The sequence below is a fragment of the Pseudoduganella sp. R-32 genome, assembly GCF_049913245.1.
In the GTDB taxonomy this organism is placed as follows: Bacteria; Pseudomonadota; Gammaproteobacteria; order Burkholderiales; family Burkholderiaceae_D; genus Rugamonas.
The window spans coordinates 3,090,647-3,105,814 of record NZ_CP183987.1; the positions used below are offsets into that span (position 1 = coordinate 3,090,647).

15 protein-coding genes are annotated in these 15,168 nt (G+C 64.6%); 8 read left to right on the top strand and 7 right to left on the bottom strand.

The window, feature by feature from the left end; translation table 11 throughout:
- The 5 genes from ACN9MU_RS14290 to ACN9MU_RS14310 are packed head-to-tail and all read right to left on the bottom strand — an operon-like array spanning position 1 to position 4,638.
- Entirely contained in the window at positions 1-702 is a 702-nt protein-coding gene (locus tag ACN9MU_RS14290) for a FadR/GntR family transcriptional regulator (protein WP_426323126.1), read from the bottom strand.
- The gene (locus ACN9MU_RS14295; protein WP_426323128.1) at positions 699-1,541 is read right to left on the bottom strand and encodes an amidohydrolase family protein; all 843 of its coding nucleotides are present in this window, start codon (positions 1,539-1,541) and stop codon (positions 699-701) included. Before ACN9MU_RS14295 ends, ACN9MU_RS14290 begins: the two co-directional genes overlap by 4 nt.
- Positions 1,538-2,479, bottom strand: coding sequence for a sugar kinase (locus ACN9MU_RS14300; RefSeq protein WP_426323130.1), 942 nt, complete (start codon positions 2,477-2,479; stop codon positions 1,538-1,540). Before ACN9MU_RS14300 ends, ACN9MU_RS14295 begins: the two co-directional genes overlap by 4 nt.
- Entirely contained in the window at positions 2,476-3,624 is a 1,149-nt protein-coding gene (locus ACN9MU_RS14305; protein ID WP_426323132.1) for a mannitol dehydrogenase family protein, read from the bottom strand. The genes ACN9MU_RS14300 and ACN9MU_RS14305 overlap by 4 nt, the downstream gene beginning before the upstream one ends.
- Positions 3,625-3,627: 3 nt before the next feature.
- On the bottom strand, positions 3,628-4,638 hold the full coding sequence (locus ACN9MU_RS14310) for a zinc-binding alcohol dehydrogenase family protein (RefSeq protein ID WP_426323754.1): 1,011 nt from the start codon (positions 4,636-4,638) through the stop codon (positions 3,628-3,630).
- A 115-nt stretch (positions 4,639-4,753) separates the two neighbouring features.
- Here ACN9MU_RS14310 and ACN9MU_RS14315 point away from each other — a divergent pair, with 115 nt between their 5' ends.
- From ACN9MU_RS14315 to ACN9MU_RS14340, 6 genes are read left to right on the top strand one after another with little or no spacing between them, the layout of a single operon-like run.
- Positions 4,754-5,086: a UxaA family hydrolase gene (locus ACN9MU_RS14315; RefSeq protein WP_426323134.1), complete on the top strand. Its 333-nt coding sequence runs from the start codon at positions 4,754-4,756 to the stop codon at positions 5,084-5,086.
- On the top strand, positions 5,086-6,306 hold the full coding sequence (locus ACN9MU_RS14320; protein ID WP_426323136.1) for a UxaA family hydrolase: 1,221 nt from the start codon (positions 5,086-5,088) through the stop codon (positions 6,304-6,306). The genes ACN9MU_RS14315 and ACN9MU_RS14320 overlap by 1 nt, the downstream gene beginning before the upstream one ends.
- A 1-nt stretch (position 6,307) precedes the next feature.
- Complete coding sequence (locus ACN9MU_RS14325; RefSeq protein ID WP_426344765.1) at positions 6,308-7,321, top strand: aldo/keto reductase; 1,014 nt, start codon at positions 6,308-6,310, stop codon at positions 7,319-7,321.
- Between the two features lie 29 nt (positions 7,322-7,350).
- A complete protein-coding gene (locus ACN9MU_RS14330) occupies positions 7,351-8,217 on the top strand; it encodes a fumarylacetoacetate hydrolase family protein (protein WP_426344766.1) in 867 nt (288 codons plus the stop codon).
- A gap of 57 nt (positions 8,218-8,274) precedes the next feature.
- On the top strand, positions 8,275-9,588 hold the full coding sequence (gene fucP / locus ACN9MU_RS14335; protein ID WP_426344767.1) for an L-fucose:H+ symporter permease: 1,314 nt from the start codon (positions 8,275-8,277) through the stop codon (positions 9,586-9,588).
- The gene (locus ACN9MU_RS14340; protein ID WP_426323162.1) at positions 9,576-10,340 is read left to right on the top strand and encodes an SDR family NAD(P)-dependent oxidoreductase; all 765 of its coding nucleotides are present in this window, start codon (positions 9,576-9,578) and stop codon (positions 10,338-10,340) included. The genes fucP and ACN9MU_RS14340 overlap by 13 nt, the downstream gene beginning before the upstream one ends.
- 12 nt (positions 10,341-10,352) lie before the next feature.
- Here ACN9MU_RS14340 and ACN9MU_RS14345 read toward each other — a convergent pair whose 3' ends face one another.
- Complete coding sequence (locus ACN9MU_RS14345; RefSeq protein WP_426171551.1) at positions 10,353-11,267, bottom strand: FCD domain-containing protein; 915 nt, start codon at positions 11,265-11,267, stop codon at positions 10,353-10,355.
- A 78-nt stretch (positions 11,268-11,345) separates the two neighbouring features.
- Between ACN9MU_RS14345 and ACN9MU_RS14350 the strand changes: the two genes are divergently transcribed.
- Together ACN9MU_RS14350 and ACN9MU_RS14355 are read left to right on the top strand one after the other, a co-directional pair.
- Positions 11,346-11,675, top strand: a complete 330-nt coding sequence (locus tag ACN9MU_RS14350) for an L-rhamnose mutarotase (RefSeq protein ID WP_426171552.1) — start codon at positions 11,346-11,348, stop codon at positions 11,673-11,675.
- A gap of 81 nt (positions 11,676-11,756) precedes the next feature.
- Positions 11,757-12,515, top strand: a complete 759-nt coding sequence (locus ACN9MU_RS14355) for a substrate-binding periplasmic protein (RefSeq protein ID WP_426171554.1) — start codon at positions 11,757-11,759, stop codon at positions 12,513-12,515.
- 81 nt (positions 12,516-12,596) lie between these two features.
- Here the strand turns inward: ACN9MU_RS14355 and ACN9MU_RS14360 are convergent, their stop codons facing one another.
- Positions 12,597-14,966, bottom strand: coding sequence for a hypothetical protein (locus tag ACN9MU_RS14360; RefSeq protein WP_426323165.1), 2,370 nt, complete (start codon positions 14,964-14,966; stop codon positions 12,597-12,599).
- Positions 14,967-15,168: the final 202 nt, after the last annotated feature.

The window sequence follows — 15,168 nt, forward strand, 5'->3', positions numbered from 1 at the left end:
TCAGGCGCTGCTGCCGGCGAAGGTGCGGCTCACCCGTTGCAGGTGCGTGCGCATGGCCTTGCGCGCATCTGCGGCATCGCGCGCGGCGATGGCGTCGAAGATGGCGCGGTGGTCGAGCAGGGTGGCTTTGCGCAGTTCTTCGGTTCGGTAGTGTTCCTTGAGGCGATGCCACAGGTTGCTGCGCTGGCGCCAAAGATAATCGATGACGCCGACCAGCGCTGCATTGCCGCTGGCGCGCGCAATCGCAAGGTGGAAGTTGCGGTCCGCCTGTTCGTTGGTGGCGCGGTCTTCGTGGCTGCGCTCCATCTCCAGCATGGCGGCCAGGATGGCATCGAGCGCCGCCGCGCTGGCGTTCTTCGCCGCCATGGCGGCCACTTCGGTTTCGATGACGCTGCGGGCGGACAGCACCTCGAATGGTCCCGGGCCGGCTTCCGGTACGGCGGCCGGCGATGCCGCATCCTGGTTGACGTAGACGCCCGAGCCGCCGCGCACTTCGACTACGCCGCCCAGTTCCAGGGCAATCAGCGCCTCGCGCAGGGACGCGCGGCTGACTAGCAGCATGGCGGCCAGCTCGCGCTCGGGAGGCAGGCGTGCTCCGGCGGCGATACCCTGTTGCCGGATCAGTTCCTGGATGCGTTCGGCGACCACCCGATACATGCGGGTTTCCGGCTGGCGCGACGTCGATGGCTGCATGTCGGTCATGTCTTCATTCCTTCGATTCGGTAGAAGCGGCGGGCGTTGTTGCCGAACACCGCTGCCCGCTGCCGTTCATCCAGGCCGGACAGCAAGGTTTCGCTGGCGTCGACCCAGGCCGCATAGTCGGTTGCCAGCCGCAGCACCGGCCAGTCGCTGCCCCACATCACGCGCTCCGCGCCGAACACCTGCAGCGCGTGGTTCGCATAGGGTTGCAGCTGCTGCACGGTCCAGCCCGGGCCGGCTTCGGTGACCATGCCGGACAGTTTGCACTCGACTTGCGCCAGGACGGCCAGGCGGGCCAGGTCGCGCAGCCATTGCGCATCCGGCATGCCGTCCATGGCCGGCTTGGCCAGGTGGTCGATCACGATTGGCAGCGCGGGGTAGCGCCGTGCGAAAGCGTATAGCGCAGGCAGCTGGCGCGGCAGCACCAGCGCATCGAAACCGAGGCCGTGGCGCAGCATGGCTTCCACCGCGGGCGCCAGGGCAGGATCGTCGATCCAGTTGTCGTCGGCCAGGTCCTGCAGCATGGGACGCAGGCCGCGCAGCCTGGGGTGGGCCGCCAGGGCGGCAATGCGCTGCGGCGCATCGGGCGCTTTCAGGTCGGTCCAGCCGACCACGGCCTGCACGAAATTGTGGCGGTCGGCCAGGTCCAGCATGTAGCGCGTGTCGGCCTCGTTGGGCATGGACTGCACCAGCACTGTGCCGGCAATGCCGCTTTCGCGCAGCAGGGCGGACAGGTCTCCGGGATGGAAGTCGCGGTGGATGGGCGCAAGCCCGGGCGGCGGCCAGGCGCCGTTGCGGGCGGCCAGTTGCCAGAAATGCTGGTGGGCGTCGATGCGTGTCATGATCCGGAGTTTAATGGGTCGGGGAGGAACGGCATGGCGTGCGCCGGAATGATGGCGCCGTGGTGCATGACGACGGTGGCGGCAAGGGCGCAGGCGAATTCCGCAGCCTGGATGTGATTTGCGCCAGCCAGCCGCCGCGCGAGATAGCCGGCATTGAAGCTGTCGCCGGCGGCGGTGGTGTCCAGCGCCTGGACTTGAACTGCAGGGACGTGCGCAGCACGGCCACAGCAACCGCCAAGCAGGCAGCCGCCGGCGCCGAGCTTGAGCACTACCTCCGGCACGCCCAGCGATTCGATGCGCTGCAACGCCCGCGCCGGATCGGCTGCTCCGTGCAGGACCACTTCGTCGTCAAGGCTGAACAGGGCGTGGGTGCTGAGGCGTGCGGCGCGGTCCATCCATTTGGCGGCGGTGGCGGCGTCCCACAGGGCGGCGCGGTAATTGTTGTCGAGAGCAACCCAGCCGCCAGCGGAGCGCACTGTTTCGGCCAGGGCCAGCAAGGCCGTGCGGCGGTCATCGTCCAGGATCGCCAGCGTGATGCCTGTTACCAGCAGGACGCGGCATTGGGCCAGCGCCGCGCCAAGTTGCGCCAGGTGCGCGGCGGACAGCATGGAGCGTGCCGCCGACTGGGCGCGCCAATAGGCGAAACGGCGCTCGCCGCCGGCGTCGGTCTCGATCGCATACAGCCCGGGCGTGCCGCCTGGCCGGGTTTCGACCAGGCTGTCGTCGATGCGCTCGGCGTGCATGTGGTTGCGGATCAGGATGCTCATCGCGTCGTCGCCCAGTGCGCTGACATAGCGCACCGGCAGGGCAGGGACCAGCCGCTTCATGTAGACCGCCGTGTTGTAGCTGTCGCCGGCGGCCGCGTGGAGGATCGTACCGTTCGGCTGTGGGCGCAGCTCGAGCATGCATTCGCCGGCCGACCAGAGTTCGCCGTTCACGCTGCGTAATCCGTCACAGGCCGCGCAGCGGCAATGCGCAACGCTGCTCGCAGGCGCGGCTGGGCCAGCGGCAATTGCATCCGGTTGGCCAGCGCGAGCACGGGCAGCAGGCGGCGCCGCTTCTTCTCCTCGTGGTTCTGCGCGATATCGGCAAGGCGGTGGGCCAGGAAGGGATTGTTGAAGCGGTCGCGCACCTGCGCCAGGTAGGCGCGGGCGATATTGCCTTCGCCCCGCGCCTGGAACACGGGCAGCACTTCCTCTTCCCAGAGCGCCTCCAGTTCCGCACGCAATTTTGGATCGGACATGGCCTGCAGCACGGTTTCATCGTCGGGGCGGCCCCATTGCAGCCACTGTTCGGCCAGGAAGGTGTGGCCCAGGTTCAGCAGGAAGAGCTTACGCCGTTCATGCGGTTCCAGCTTGTCGGTCAGCACGATCTGGGGATGAGTGCAGGGCAGCACCATGTTTTCCTGCGCTTCGATGACCCAAATGGCATAGGGTTCGGCCACCGCACCGGCCGGCTCGATCGGCTCGGAGACAATGCGGTCGACCAGCGAATTGACCCACACGCAAGTGTCCTCCAGGTAGGCCAGGAAGGCGTCGCCAAGCTGCCACTCGCGCGCCAGCTTGCAGACCAGGCCGCGCAGCACGCTGCCGTTATTGGCCACCAGTTCGCAAGGATACAGCGTGAGCGGCGCCGCGCCGTGGCGGTAGCGGTGGTACAGCAAGTCCAGCAGCTTGGCGGGGTAGCTGCGAGGCGGCTTTTCAGCGCCGAGCATTGCCGGGACATCCTGCCCGGACAGCTCGTAGCCACGGTCGCCCGTGTTGGAGATGATGACCTGCACCGGTCCAGCAGCCAGCGCCCGGACTGCCGCCCAGTCGCGGTCCGCGTGCAGGCCTGCTGCGATGGAAGTGACGCGGTGCTCCTGGTCGACCACGGCGCCGCCTTCGAGGCCGCGAATGCGCACCGGGTAGCCGCCGGGCGCGTTGAACGCCGACAGCCGCTGCGCGCTTTGGACGCTGCCGGTGGTCTGCACTACGGTGATCTTGCCAAGCGCCCGCTGCTGGTCCAGCGCCTGGTGCACGAACAGGTCGACGTGCGCCTGGAGGAAGCGGCTGGTGCCGAATTGCAGGATTGGAGTCGACATGGCTTATACCTCGACGATGGCCTTGATCACGCCGGCGGCGGGATCCATCCATTGCGGCAGCACGTCCACGAAATCGTCCAGGGTGGTGCGGTGGGTATTCATCAAGCCGGTCGGAATCAGTCCTGCCTTCATTGCCGCCAGCACCGTGCGGAAGTCGTCCGCAGTGGCGTTGCGGCTGCCCAGCAAGCTGGTTTCGCGCTTGTGGAATTCGGGATCGGCAAAGGAGATCCGGTCCAGCACGATCGACACCAGCACATAGGTGCCGCCGTGGGCGACGAACTCGAGGCCGCGTTCCATCGCCTTTACATTGCCGGTGGCGTCGAACACGACGTCATAGAAATCGCCCTTGGTAAGGTCCGACAAACGGGCCTTGTCTTTCTCGCCGACGGTGACCGTGTGCGGCACGTCGAGGGCCTTGCTGCAGAACGCCAGGCGGTCTTCGCGCGCATCCAGTACGGTCACCTTGCCGCCCTGGAGCTGGGCGAACAGGGCGGCGGCAATGCCGATCGGACCCGCACCCACCACCAGCACATTCTGTCCGGTACGGATATTGGCGCGGCGCACGGCGTGCGCCCCGATCGCCAGGAATTCCAGCATGGCGGCGTCGTCGAGGGAGATGCCGTCGGTCTTGAACACGAAGCGCTCCGGCAGCGCCAGGTACTCGGCCATGCCGCCGTCCCGGTGCACGCCCAGCACCTGGATATTGGTGCAGCAATTGGTCTTGCCCTGGCGGCAGGCGACACAGGCGCCGCAGGACAGGTAAGGCATCACATAGACCTGGTCGCCGGGCGCCATTTCGCTGCCGGCGGGCGCGCTGACCACTTCGCCCGACAGTTCGTGCCCCATGACCCGCGGGTACTGGAGGAAGGGCTGGGTGCCGCGGAAGATATGCATGTCGGTGCCGCACAGGCCAATGCGGCGCACGCGCAGCAGCACCTCGCCTTCGGCGGGCTGGGGCAAGGGACGCTCGACCAGTTCCAGTTCGCCCGGCGACTGGCATACGACGGTTTTCATCATGGTTCTTTTTTCCGTATCGAAGTTTGGATGTGCTTGCATTGTACGGCATATATGCCATACAATCGAGTCGTCAATGCAGCGATTTTGCCTATTTCTCCCGTAAGGAATTCTTATGCCTGACCCGACGCCCGCGGCGCCGCGCCTGCTGTTGATGGCTCCCGAAGACAACTGCCTGATTGCGCGCATGCCGCTGGCTGCCGGCGAGGCGCTGGAGATCGATGGCGCGCCCGTCACCCTGCCGGAAGCTATTCCGCTTGGCTACAAGGTGGCGCGCCGCGCGCTCAAGGCCGGCGAGAAGGTGTTGCGCTATGGCGCCATCATCGGCACCGTGTCGGCCGACGTTGCGCAGGGCGCCATGCTCCACACGCATAATGTGGCCAGCGATTACATTCCAACCTATACACTGGCGTCGGACGCCCATTCTTTCATCGGGAGCACCCACTGATGCCGAACGCTTCACCGCCAGCATTGTCCGGATACCTGCGCGCCGACGGCCGCAAAGGCATCCGCAACGTCGTCGCCGTTGCCTACACCGTCGAATGCGCGCACCACGTGGCGCGCCTGGTCGTCAATGCATTCCCGGGTCAGGAAGTGCACCTGATCGGCTTCCCGGGCTGCTATCCGAACGACTACGCCGACCGCATGATGAAGCGCCTGGCGACCCACCCCAACGTCGGCGCCGCGCTGATCGTGTCGCTGGGCTGCGAGAGCTTCAACCGGCGCGGCCTGGAAGAGGAGGTTGCCGCCAGCGGCCGCCCGGTGCATACCATCACCATCCAGCAGAACAGCGGCACCCGCACCAGCGTTGCCGACGGTATCGAGTGGGTGCGGTGGGCGCGCCAATCGCTGGATGCGCAGGAACGCGTGCCGATGGGACTTGATGAACTGGTGGTGGCCACCATCTGCGGCGGCTCGGACAGCACCAGCGGCATCACCGCCAACCCCGCTGTCGGCGTGGCCTTCGACCAGTTGGTGGCCGGCGGCGCAGCCTGCATCTTCGAAGAGACAGGGGAATTGGTGGGTTGCGAATTCCATATGAAGCGGCGTGCCGCCACGCCTGCACTGGGCGACGCCATCGTCGCCTGCGTAAACAAGGCAGCCCGCTACTACACTGTTCTCGGGCACGGCAGTTTCGCCCCTGGCAATGCCGATGGCGGCCTGACGACGCAGGAAGAAAAATCGCTCGGCGCCTACGCCAAGAGCGGCGCATCGCCGATCAGCGGCATCCTGAAACCGGGCGACCAGCCCGGCGGCGGCGGCCTGTACCTGCTGGACGTGGTGCCTGATGGCGAGGTGCGTTTCGGCTTCCCGAATATTTCCGACAATGCCGAAATCGTCGAACTGATCGCCTGCGGCGCCCACCTCACGCTGTTCACCACCGGGCGCGGCTCGGTGGTCGGCTCGGCGATCGCACCTGTGATCAAGGTGTGCGCCAATCCCGATACTTACCAGCGCCTGTCTGAAGACATGGACGTCAATGCCGGCCGCATCCTGAGCGGCGAGGCATCGCTGGAGCAGGTCGGCACGGAAATCGTGCAACTGGTGGCCGAGGTGGCCGGCGGTGCGCAAAGCTGTTCGGAAGCGCTGGGGCACCAGGAGTTCATCCTCACCTATAAGCAGTTCGAGCCGTCCGGCCCCGGATGCTTTCCGTTGAAAGCGGCATGAGATGCAGGCGTACGACAAGCGCAGCCTGCCGCGCAGCGGCCTTTCGCTGAGCAGCCTGGGACTGGGCTGCGCCCAACTGGGAGGCCTGTACCAGGCGATGGACGACGCCGAGGCGCGCGCCATCGTCGATACCGCCTGGGACCTTGGCATCCGCTATTTCGATACCGCACCATACTATGGCTACACGCTGTCCGAACGCCGGCTGGGCGCCGCGCTGCGCGAGCGGCCGCGTGACAGTTACGTGGTCAGTACCAAGGTGGGCCGGCTGCTGCTGCCCGACGCCGGCGTACAGCCCGGCGAAAACGGCTGGGCAGAACCGTTGCCGTTCCGTCCCCATTTCGACTACTCCTACGATGGCGTCATGCGTTCGCACGCTGATAGCTTGCAACGCCTCGGCATGGACCGGATCGACATCCTGTACGTGCACGATATCGGCCGGGTCACGCATGGCGAAAAACATGCCCATTACTGGGACCAGTTGACGCATGGCGGCGGCTTCCGCGCACTGGCCAGGTTGCGCGAGGAAGGCAGCGTCGCCGCCATCGGCCTGGGCGTCAACGAATGGGAAGTGGTAGTGGACGCGATGCGGGCCTGCGATATCGATTGCGCATTGCTGGCGGGACGCTACACCCTGCTCGAACAGGCTTCGCTGGCGCCGCTGCTGGACCGCTGCGTCGAGCGCGGTATCGGTATCGTGATCGGCGGGCCGTTCAACTCCGGCATCCTGGCCGGGACCAGGAAATTCAATTACGAGGACGCGCCAGCGCACATCGTTGCGCGCGTCGAGGCCATTGCCGCTGCCTGCGCCCGGGCGGGGGCGTCGATCCAGGCGGCCGCGCTGCAATTCCCGATGGCGCATCCGGCTGTCGTGGCCTGCGTTCCAGGCGCGCAAAGTCCGGCGCAACTGCGCCAGAACGCGGAATGGTTCGCGCAGCCTCTGCCTGCCGCATTGTGGGAAGCCCTGTCGCAGGCAGGCCTGATCGACAGCCGCGCGCCGACGCCGCACGGCGCCTGACAATTTTGATAGACGTGTGAAGGAATGAAATGAAGCTGTTACGTTTCGGCCCCAAGGGCCAGGAAAAACCCGGCCTGCTCGATGCACAGGGCGTAGTACGCGATTTGTCCGGCCTGCTGCCGGACCTGACTTCGGCCCATCTCGGCAAGGAGTGGCTGGACCGCCTGGCTTCCGTTGACCCGGCGCAGCTGCCGCGCGTAGAGCAGCCGGTGCGTTTCGCGCCTGTCGTGGCCGACATCGGCAAGCTGATTTGCGTGGGCCTGAACTACTCCGACCACGCCGCGGAATCGGGGATGGCGGTGCCGTCCGAACCTGTGCTGTTTGCCAAGGCGACCAGTTCGATCATTGGCTGCAACGACCCGGTCGTACTGCCGCGCGACTCGGTCAAGAGCGACTGGGAAGTAGAGCTGGGCGTGGTGATCGGCACCCGGGCACGCTATGTCGACATCGACAACGCGCTCGATCACGTGGCCGGCTATTGCGTGGTCAACGACCTGTCCGAGCGCGAATACCAGCTCGAACGCGGCGGCCAATGGGACAAGGGCAAGGGCTGCGACACCTTCGGCCCGGTCGGCCCCTGGCTCGTCACCGCCGACGAAGTGCCCGATCCGCAAAATCTCGACATGTGGCTGGACGTGAACGGCAAGCGCTACCAGGCAGGCAATACGCGCACCATGGTGTTCACGGTAGCGCACCTGGTCAACTACATCAGCCGCTTCATGACGCTCAATCCGGGCGACGTGATCAGCACTGGCACCCCGCCTGGCGTCGGGCTGGGGCAAAAGCCGGAACCGGTCTACCTGAAGCCGGGCGACCGCATGGCGCTGGGCATTGGAGGCCTGGGCAGGCAGGACCAGACCGTGCATGCCTGGGATCCTGCCCTGATCGACGGTTGAACGGCTGCTGGACCGATAAAATACCAAGGCGCGCAAAGCGCCGCACATGGAGACACCATGGCACCGACCGAACAAGCTGGCGGGCAATCCTGCAGGTTTGCCTTTGCGATGATCACCACGCTGTTTTTCATGTGGGGCTTCGTCCATAATCTCGACCCGATACTGATTCCCCACCTGAGGAAGGCATTCAGCCTGACCGTGCTGCAGTCGGCGCTGGTCGATTCGGCGGTGTTCATTGCCTACTTCGTGATGGCGCTGCCGGCCGGCCTGCTGATCGGCAAGGCCGGCTACAAGAATGCCATGCTGTGCGGCCTGGGCCTGTTTGCGTTCGGCGCGCTGCTGTTCGTGCCTGCCGCCCAGACGCAGCGCTATGCCTTCTTCCTCGGCGCGCTGTTTATCATCGCTTGCGGCCTGACTGTCCTGGAAACGGCCGCCAATCCCTATATCACGCTGCTCGGACCAGCTGAAAAAGCTACGCAGCGTCTCAACCTGGCGCAATCGTTCAATGGCCTGGCCGCCACGCTGGCGCCGATTGTCGGCGCTCGTGTCATCCTGACAGGCGGCAGCAGCGAAGAGCAGCTGCAGGCCATGTCCGCTTCCGCACGCCAGGCTGCGCTGGCGGCGGAAGCGGCCAGCGTCAAGGCCCCCTACATCTGCATCGCGCTGGTCATCATGGCGATCGCGCTGGTATTCTATTTCCTCAAGCTGCCGGCTGCCGGCGCAGGCGAGCGCGCGCAGGCGGCTCCTGGCAACGGCGCCATCCTGCGCGCCTTGCAGCGGTCATCGATCCGGCGCGCCGTGCTTGCCCAGTTCTTTTATGTCGGCGCCCAGGTCTGCGTATTCAGCTTCTTTATCCTGTACGCGGTGAAGTCGGCCGGCATTACCCAGATCCAGGCGGCAGACTACCTGGGCTGGGGTTGCGGCGCGGCCTTCGTGGTCGGCCGCTTCGCCGGCACCTGGCTGATGCGGTTCTTCGCACCGGCGCGCCTGCTGCTGGCCTATGCGCTGGCCAGCATGGCGCTATCGGCCGTGGCGATGTTCGCCGGCGGGCTGGCCAGCCTGGGCGCGGTGATCGGCATTGCGTTCTTCATGTCCATCATGTTCCCCACCATTTTCTCGCTCGGCATCCGTAACGCCGGCGCCGACACCGAAATGGGCAGCAGCCTGATTATCATGGCCATCGTCGGGGGCGCGGTACTGCCGCTGCTGTTCGGCTTTATCAGCGACGCCACGCAAAACCTGCAATACGGCTATGCCGCACCGTTGCTGTGCTTCATGGTGATCGCCTGGTTTGCACGTGCCGAACTGAAGGAAGCACGCGCGGCAGCCACCATCACATCCACAGGGAGTGTAGAAGCATGTTTGAATTGACCGGCAAGAAGGCAGTCATCACTGGCGGCGGCAGCGGGATCGGCAAAGCCATTGCCATGCTGTTCGCGCAGCGCGGCGCGGAAGTTCACCTCCTTGATATCAGCGAAGCCGCCTGCGCGCAGGTGGCGCGCGAAATCCAGGAAGAGGGCGGCCGGGCTACGGCGCACGCCTGCGATGTGACGCGCCAGGCCGACGTGCATGCCTGCCTGGGCGCGATCGGCCCGCTTGGCATCCTGGTCAACAATGCCGGCATCGCGCACGTGGGCAAGGCCGACAACACCGCCGAGGAAGACTTCGACCGGGTGATGAGCGTCAACGTGAAGGGCGCCTACAACTGCCTGCATGCCGCCATCCCGCTGCTGAAGGAAAACGGCGGCGGCGTGATCCTCAACATGGCGTCGGTAGCGGCCTGGGTGGCGGTGCCGGAGCGGTTTGCCTATTCGGCAGCCAAGGGCGCGCTGATGGCAATGACGCTGTCGGTGGCCAAGGACTACCTGCAGGACGGCATCCGTTGCAACTCGATTTCGCCGGGGCGTGTGCATACGCCCTTCGTCGACGGTTTCCTGGCGAAGAATTATCCTGGCAGGGAAGCGGAAATGTTCGAACGGCTGTCGCAAACCCAGCCGATCGGGCGCATGGCGCGTCCCGACGAGGTGGCGGCCCTTGCCTTGTACCTGTGCAGCGAGCAAGCCTTGTTCATCACCGGCAGCGACTATCCGATCGACGGCGGTTTCATCAAGCTGAACGCCTGACGCGCCGCGCGCTCAATCCTGCTGCGCCATGTTTTCCCGGTAGTGCAGGGCGTTGAGCATGGTGGAGCGGGAAGAGTGCAGGTGGGTGCGCATGGCCGCCAGCGCCGCCGTTACGTCGCCTTTGACCAGCGGCCGCAGGATGGCCAGGTGCTCCTGCACTGCGTACTGGTTGCGCGGCAGCTCGTCGCGCTTGTCCCACTGGTAGTGGTAGTGGTACACCATTGACACCGCTTCGTTCAGGCCTTCCGCGAAGCGGTTGTCCAGGAGGCTGATCAGGAAGGTATGGAACTCGCGGTCGAGCGCGGGGAATTCAGCGTGGCTCTCGGCTGATCCCTTGCCCAGGGCTTCGTGACGCGCCAGCAGCTCTTTCAGGCGGCCGAATGCCGGATCGCCCGGCGGCAGGGCGGCAATGCGTTCAATGGCCTTCAGCTCGAACATTTCGCGCACTTCGCCCAGTTCTTCGGCGTACTTGGTGTCGAAGGCGCATAGGCGCCAGCTGCCGCGCGGGGTTTTTTCGATCAGGCCATTGCGTGAAAAACCGATCAGGAACTCGCGCACGGCGATCGTGCTGACGCCGGCTGCGCGCGACAACTCGACCTCGGTGAACTCGGCACCAGGCGGCAGGTCGCGCTCGTAAATGCGCTCCATCAGGATTTGCTGCAGTTGCTCGGTGGCGCTGTGCAATTCCGCCACGTCGAAGTAGTCGGCAGCCTTTGGCTTGCGCAACAGGTGCCGTTCCTTCATGCCGGCGATCAACCCATGCTCCGCGAAATAAGCCAGGGCGCTGCGCACTACGGTGCGGCTGCTCTCGACGATTTCTGTCATGCGCATTTCAGTGGGCAGGGCGTCGCCGACCTTCAGGTTCCTGGAAACGTGGTCCAGCAGGAGGTTGATGCTGCGCCGGGTAGTGATTGGAAGTTTGGCCATGAAGCTATTTTACCTGCTCATTGAAGGTATTGAATATATACGATACACTGGGTTTTTCAAAAGAGTTGGGGATGGACAATGGAACGCATGGGCATGGTAATCGGGATCAAAGCCGGGAAGATCGATGAGTACAGGGCCTTGCATGCCGCTGTGTGGCCGGCCGTGCTGGCGAAGCTATCTGCCGCCAATGTGCGCAATTACACAATTTTCCTGCGGGAGCCGGAGAACCTGCTGTTCGGCTACTGGGAGTACCACGGCACTGACTTTGAGGCGGATATGCGCACTATCGCGGCCGACCCCGAAACCCGGCGCTGGTGGACGTTCTGCGGGCCTTGCCAGGAGCCGCTTGCCAGCCGCGCCGATGGCGAACACTGGGCGATGATGCGTCCCGTATTCCACATGGATTGAGCGCTTGCAGGGGATGCGTCCCGCTTCCTGCCAACTGCCTATAATTATGGGATTGGCACGAATAGCGATACGGGAGGGGACATGCGTCTGGCGGCACTGGGCATTTTTCTTGCCGGTTGCCTTTTCTCGTCCGGATGGGCTCAGGCAGAAGCGATCACCATTGCCACTGGTGAGTTTCCGCCCTGGACCTCTGAAAAAGAGAAGCATGGAGGCTTCGTCAATCGCGTCGTGGCCGAAGCGTTTGCGCGCGAGGGCATCCAGGTCAATTTCGTCTACCTGCCCTGGAAGCGCGTCGAAGCCGAAACAAGGCTGGGACGCTATGCCGCCAGCTCGTTCTGGTTTACCGGGCTCGGGCCGGAAGCCGATTTCCTGGTCAGCGATCCAATTTCCAACCATCGCGAGCTTCTGTTTCGCCTGAAGGAGCGGCCGCTTCCCAAATGGCGAACGCTGGCCGACCTGCGCGGCCGGAAGTTCGGTGCCACGCTGGGTTACACCTATACCAGTGAGTTCTGGAAAATGGCGAGGTCAGGGAAAATCAATGTCGAAGTGGCGTCGCACGACGAACTGAATTTCAAGAAGGTGCTGGCCGGGCGGATCGATGCCTTTCCGATGGAAGAAGTGTCGGGATGGATGCTGCTTGCAAACCCGGAGGCCTTCCCGCCCGGTACCAGGGAGCTGTTCGTCACCGAACAGCGGCCGTTGCGCGTGACCGAAGGGCACCTGCGCTTTCCCCGTCGCCTGGCCGGCTCGGCCACGCTTGCCGCCAGGTTCAACGCCGGCCTGGCCGAAATGAAAAAAGACGGAACCTACGACCGGTACCTGCAGGACTTGGTCAAATAACCCCTGGCCCGGATATCCTTGATGCGCGTTGCGCTGTATATCAAGCCGGTCGCATGGTACCTCAAGGGCGCGAGCCCGTTGCTATTGCAGGTCGCCGACGATCACGCCGCCGCGGTTGGCGCCGATGTAGACCCGGCCGAAGATGCGCATATCGCCGGTTACATAGTTGACGCCGCCCCACTGGTGCTTGTCGTCGTTGATCCTGGCCCACGTGGCGCCGCCGTCGAGCGACTGGTAGATGCCGTACACATTGTTGATTTTGGCGGAGATGTAGACGGCTGGATAAGTCTTGCCGGCTGCAGCCTTGCCGAAACCTACACCGTACGCCGCCTGCACGTTGGCGATCTTCGCCGGCGCGGCGCTCGCACCATTGATGTGCCACAGGCCGTTCGGCGTCGCCAGCCACAGGTCTCGGCGCACGCTGCCCGGGACGGAGGCCAACTGGTGCTGGGAGGAATACGACGGCAGGATATCCAGGCCCTGGAAAATGGCCGTGAAGTCCTTGCCATTGTTGGCGCTCTCCAGGATGGTTCCCTTGGAGAAGTCATAGGTATAGAAGTAGCCGTTGGCGACCTTGTCGGCAACCGGATTGAAGAAGCTGCCGGAATCGACCGCGCCCGTTACCGGATAGCCGGTCGAGCCGTTCCAGCTTGCACCGCCATCGGTCGAATAGAGGGCCGAAAGCCCACCCGGAACCCATAGCAGGGCGCTGCCGGCAGCCGATACCGCAACGCGGCCGGCATCGTAACCGGCGACGCTGGCCGCCTGGCGCCAGGTAACGCCATTATCCGATGAGAGCATGAGCGCACGGTTGTTGGCGGTTGTGCGCGCCACCACATTGGTGTTGAGGTCCGCTACATCGACGCTGTAATTGGAGTTATTCGGGCTGCTGTAGTAGCCGCTGATGCCGTTGAAGTTGGTGTCGTAGCGAGCCCCGGCCATGTCGCCAAGCGCGGTGAACAGGTGCGCGCCGCTGCTCGGGGAAACCAGCGGAGAATACAGGCCGCTTTCTTCGATGCCGTTGACATTGAAGCCCCATGCCACGCTTGCGCTGCCCAGGTTGTTGCTCTCCCACAGGCCGTAGCCGGTGTTGTACATGATGTTGTTGGAGTTGAACGGGTCGATGTCGACGTCGCTGATCCAGTGTCCCATCTTGCCCGCCAGCGAGCCGCCGTAATACGCCGTCATCCAGGGATATCCGGGCGCCGCGTGCGTGCTGATGGCGTTAAGCCCGGTCCAGGTGGCGCCGCCGTCGGTGGACTTGTACAGGTCATCGCCGGTAGACCAGCGGTCGATGGTCGAGACCACGATGGTATTGGGATTGCGGACATCGAGCGCCAGGCCGCCATAGCCGAACTGCCAGGAAGCGGTCGGCGCAGCAGGCGTGATATTGGCCCAGGTATTGTTCGCCGTCGTCAATTTGTAGACGGCACCGGCAGTGATGCCGTTCGGGCCCAGGCCATTGGCGTAGGTCAGCACCAGGCGACCGCTGCCATCCAAGGCGCCTTGCACCGGCATCAGGCCGGCCGGGCCGCCAGGTACCGGCGCCCAGGTCGTGCCGCCGTCGGTCGAGCGGTACAGCGTCTCGCCGCTGGTCGCTGCGACGCCGACGTACAGGGTCTTGCTGGCGATGCCGTTGCTGCCGCTGGCCTTGTCGAACAGGACGAAAGTGGTGCCGGCAGTGGTCGGGAAGCCGGGGACCTGCGACCAGGTCACGCCGGAATCTGTCGATTTGTACAGGCCATCCTGGTTGGTGCCGAGGAACAGGATCGAGCCTTTGTTCGGGTCCACCTGCAGCCGTTCGCCGGTGCCACGGCCGTCGGAGTTGCCGCCCAGGCGGATCGGCAGTTCGGTGCGCGACCATGTGGCGCCGCGGTCGCTGGAGCGCAGGATGGCGGCATTTCTGCCCCACGACGGCAGGTACATGCCGGCGGCCACATAGAGTTGTTGCGGGTTGTTCGGATCGAGGGCGATCGATTCGCCGCCATTTAGCTGGTTGTCGTCGCGATTCAGGTCGTCATTGAGCGGGATCCATGTCGAACTGCCTGGGTCGCGCCGATATACGCCGCCAACGTCGGTGCGGATGTAGGCCAGTCCCTGGACTGACGGATGATAGACGATGCCGGTAATGTAGCCGCCGGCGCCGAACAGCGCCGTCGACCAGGCATAGGCGCCGGTATTGGGCGAGGATGGCGTGGTTGTGCCGCCGGAGGCTGGCGGAGCGGTATTGCCGTCAGTGGGCGGCGCCGTCGTATCCGCTGTGGGCGGGGCGGTATTCCCGGTGGACGGCGTGGCGGGATTTCCGTTGGGCGGTGTTACCGTGACCGCGTTGGATGGCACTGCCGCATCATTGGCCGGATTGCCTGGCACACCCCTCCCACCACCGCATGCTGCCAGGGCAAGCGGCAGCATGATGATGCCGAGGAGGGCGGGATTGCTTGGCTTGTTCATTTCGTTGTCCTGCGCAATTCTAAAGGTCGGCATCTTGCCTGATATGTTTCCATGTGGCAATTATGAAATTTGCTAAACGCCGTTATATTTCCGCCTATTCGAAAGGGGTCCTGGTGACGTGGGACGAAGAAAACAGCGGACCTGGCCTACTGAATTTCGTTCACCAGCCTGGCGGATTTCGTAATTGCCCGGCCTGTACCAC

Excerpts from the sequence above, each read along its gene's own strand:
- ACN9MU_RS14305 (WP_426323132.1), bottom strand. The coding sequence starts at position 3,624 with ATGTCGACTCCAATCCTGCAATTCGGCACCAGCCGCTTCCTCCAGGCG.
- ACN9MU_RS14360 (WP_426323165.1), bottom strand. The coding sequence starts at position 14,966 with ATGAACAAGCCAAGCAATCCCGCCCTCCTCGGCATCATCATGCTGCCG.
- ACN9MU_RS14290 (WP_426323126.1), bottom strand. The coding sequence starts at position 702 with ATGACCGACATGCAGCCATCGACGTCGCGCCAGCCGGAAACCCGCATG.
- ACN9MU_RS14295 (WP_426323128.1), bottom strand. The coding sequence starts at position 1,541 with ATGACACGCATCGACGCCCACCAGCATTTCTGGCAACTGGCCGCCCGC.
- ACN9MU_RS14350 (WP_426171552.1), top strand. The coding sequence starts at position 11,346 with ATGGAACGCATGGGCATGGTAATCGGGATCAAAGCCGGGAAGATCGAT.
- ACN9MU_RS14310 (WP_426323754.1), bottom strand. The coding sequence starts at position 4,638 with ATGAAAACCGTCGTATGCCAGTCGCCGGGCGAACTGGAACTGGTCGAG.
- ACN9MU_RS14345 (WP_426171551.1), bottom strand. The coding sequence starts at position 11,267 with ATGGCCAAACTTCCAATCACTACCCGGCGCAGCATCAACCTCCTGCTG.
- fucP (WP_426344767.1), top strand. The coding sequence starts at position 8,275 with ATGGCACCGACCGAACAAGCTGGCGGGCAATCCTGCAGGTTTGCCTTT.
- ACN9MU_RS14325 (WP_426344765.1), top strand. The coding sequence starts at position 6,308 with ATGCAGGCGTACGACAAGCGCAGCCTGCCGCGCAGCGGCCTTTCGCTG.
- ACN9MU_RS14355 (WP_426171554.1), top strand. The coding sequence starts at position 11,757 with ATGCGTCTGGCGGCACTGGGCATTTTTCTTGCCGGTTGCCTTTTCTCG.
- ACN9MU_RS14330 (WP_426344766.1), top strand. The coding sequence starts at position 7,351 with ATGAAGCTGTTACGTTTCGGCCCCAAGGGCCAGGAAAAACCCGGCCTG.
- ACN9MU_RS14340 (WP_426323162.1), top strand. The coding sequence starts at position 9,576 with ATGTTTGAATTGACCGGCAAGAAGGCAGTCATCACTGGCGGCGGCAGC.
- ACN9MU_RS14315 (WP_426323134.1), top strand. The coding sequence starts at position 4,754 with ATGCCTGACCCGACGCCCGCGGCGCCGCGCCTGCTGTTGATGGCTCCC.
- ACN9MU_RS14320 (WP_426323136.1), top strand. The coding sequence starts at position 5,086 with ATGCCGAACGCTTCACCGCCAGCATTGTCCGGATACCTGCGCGCCGAC.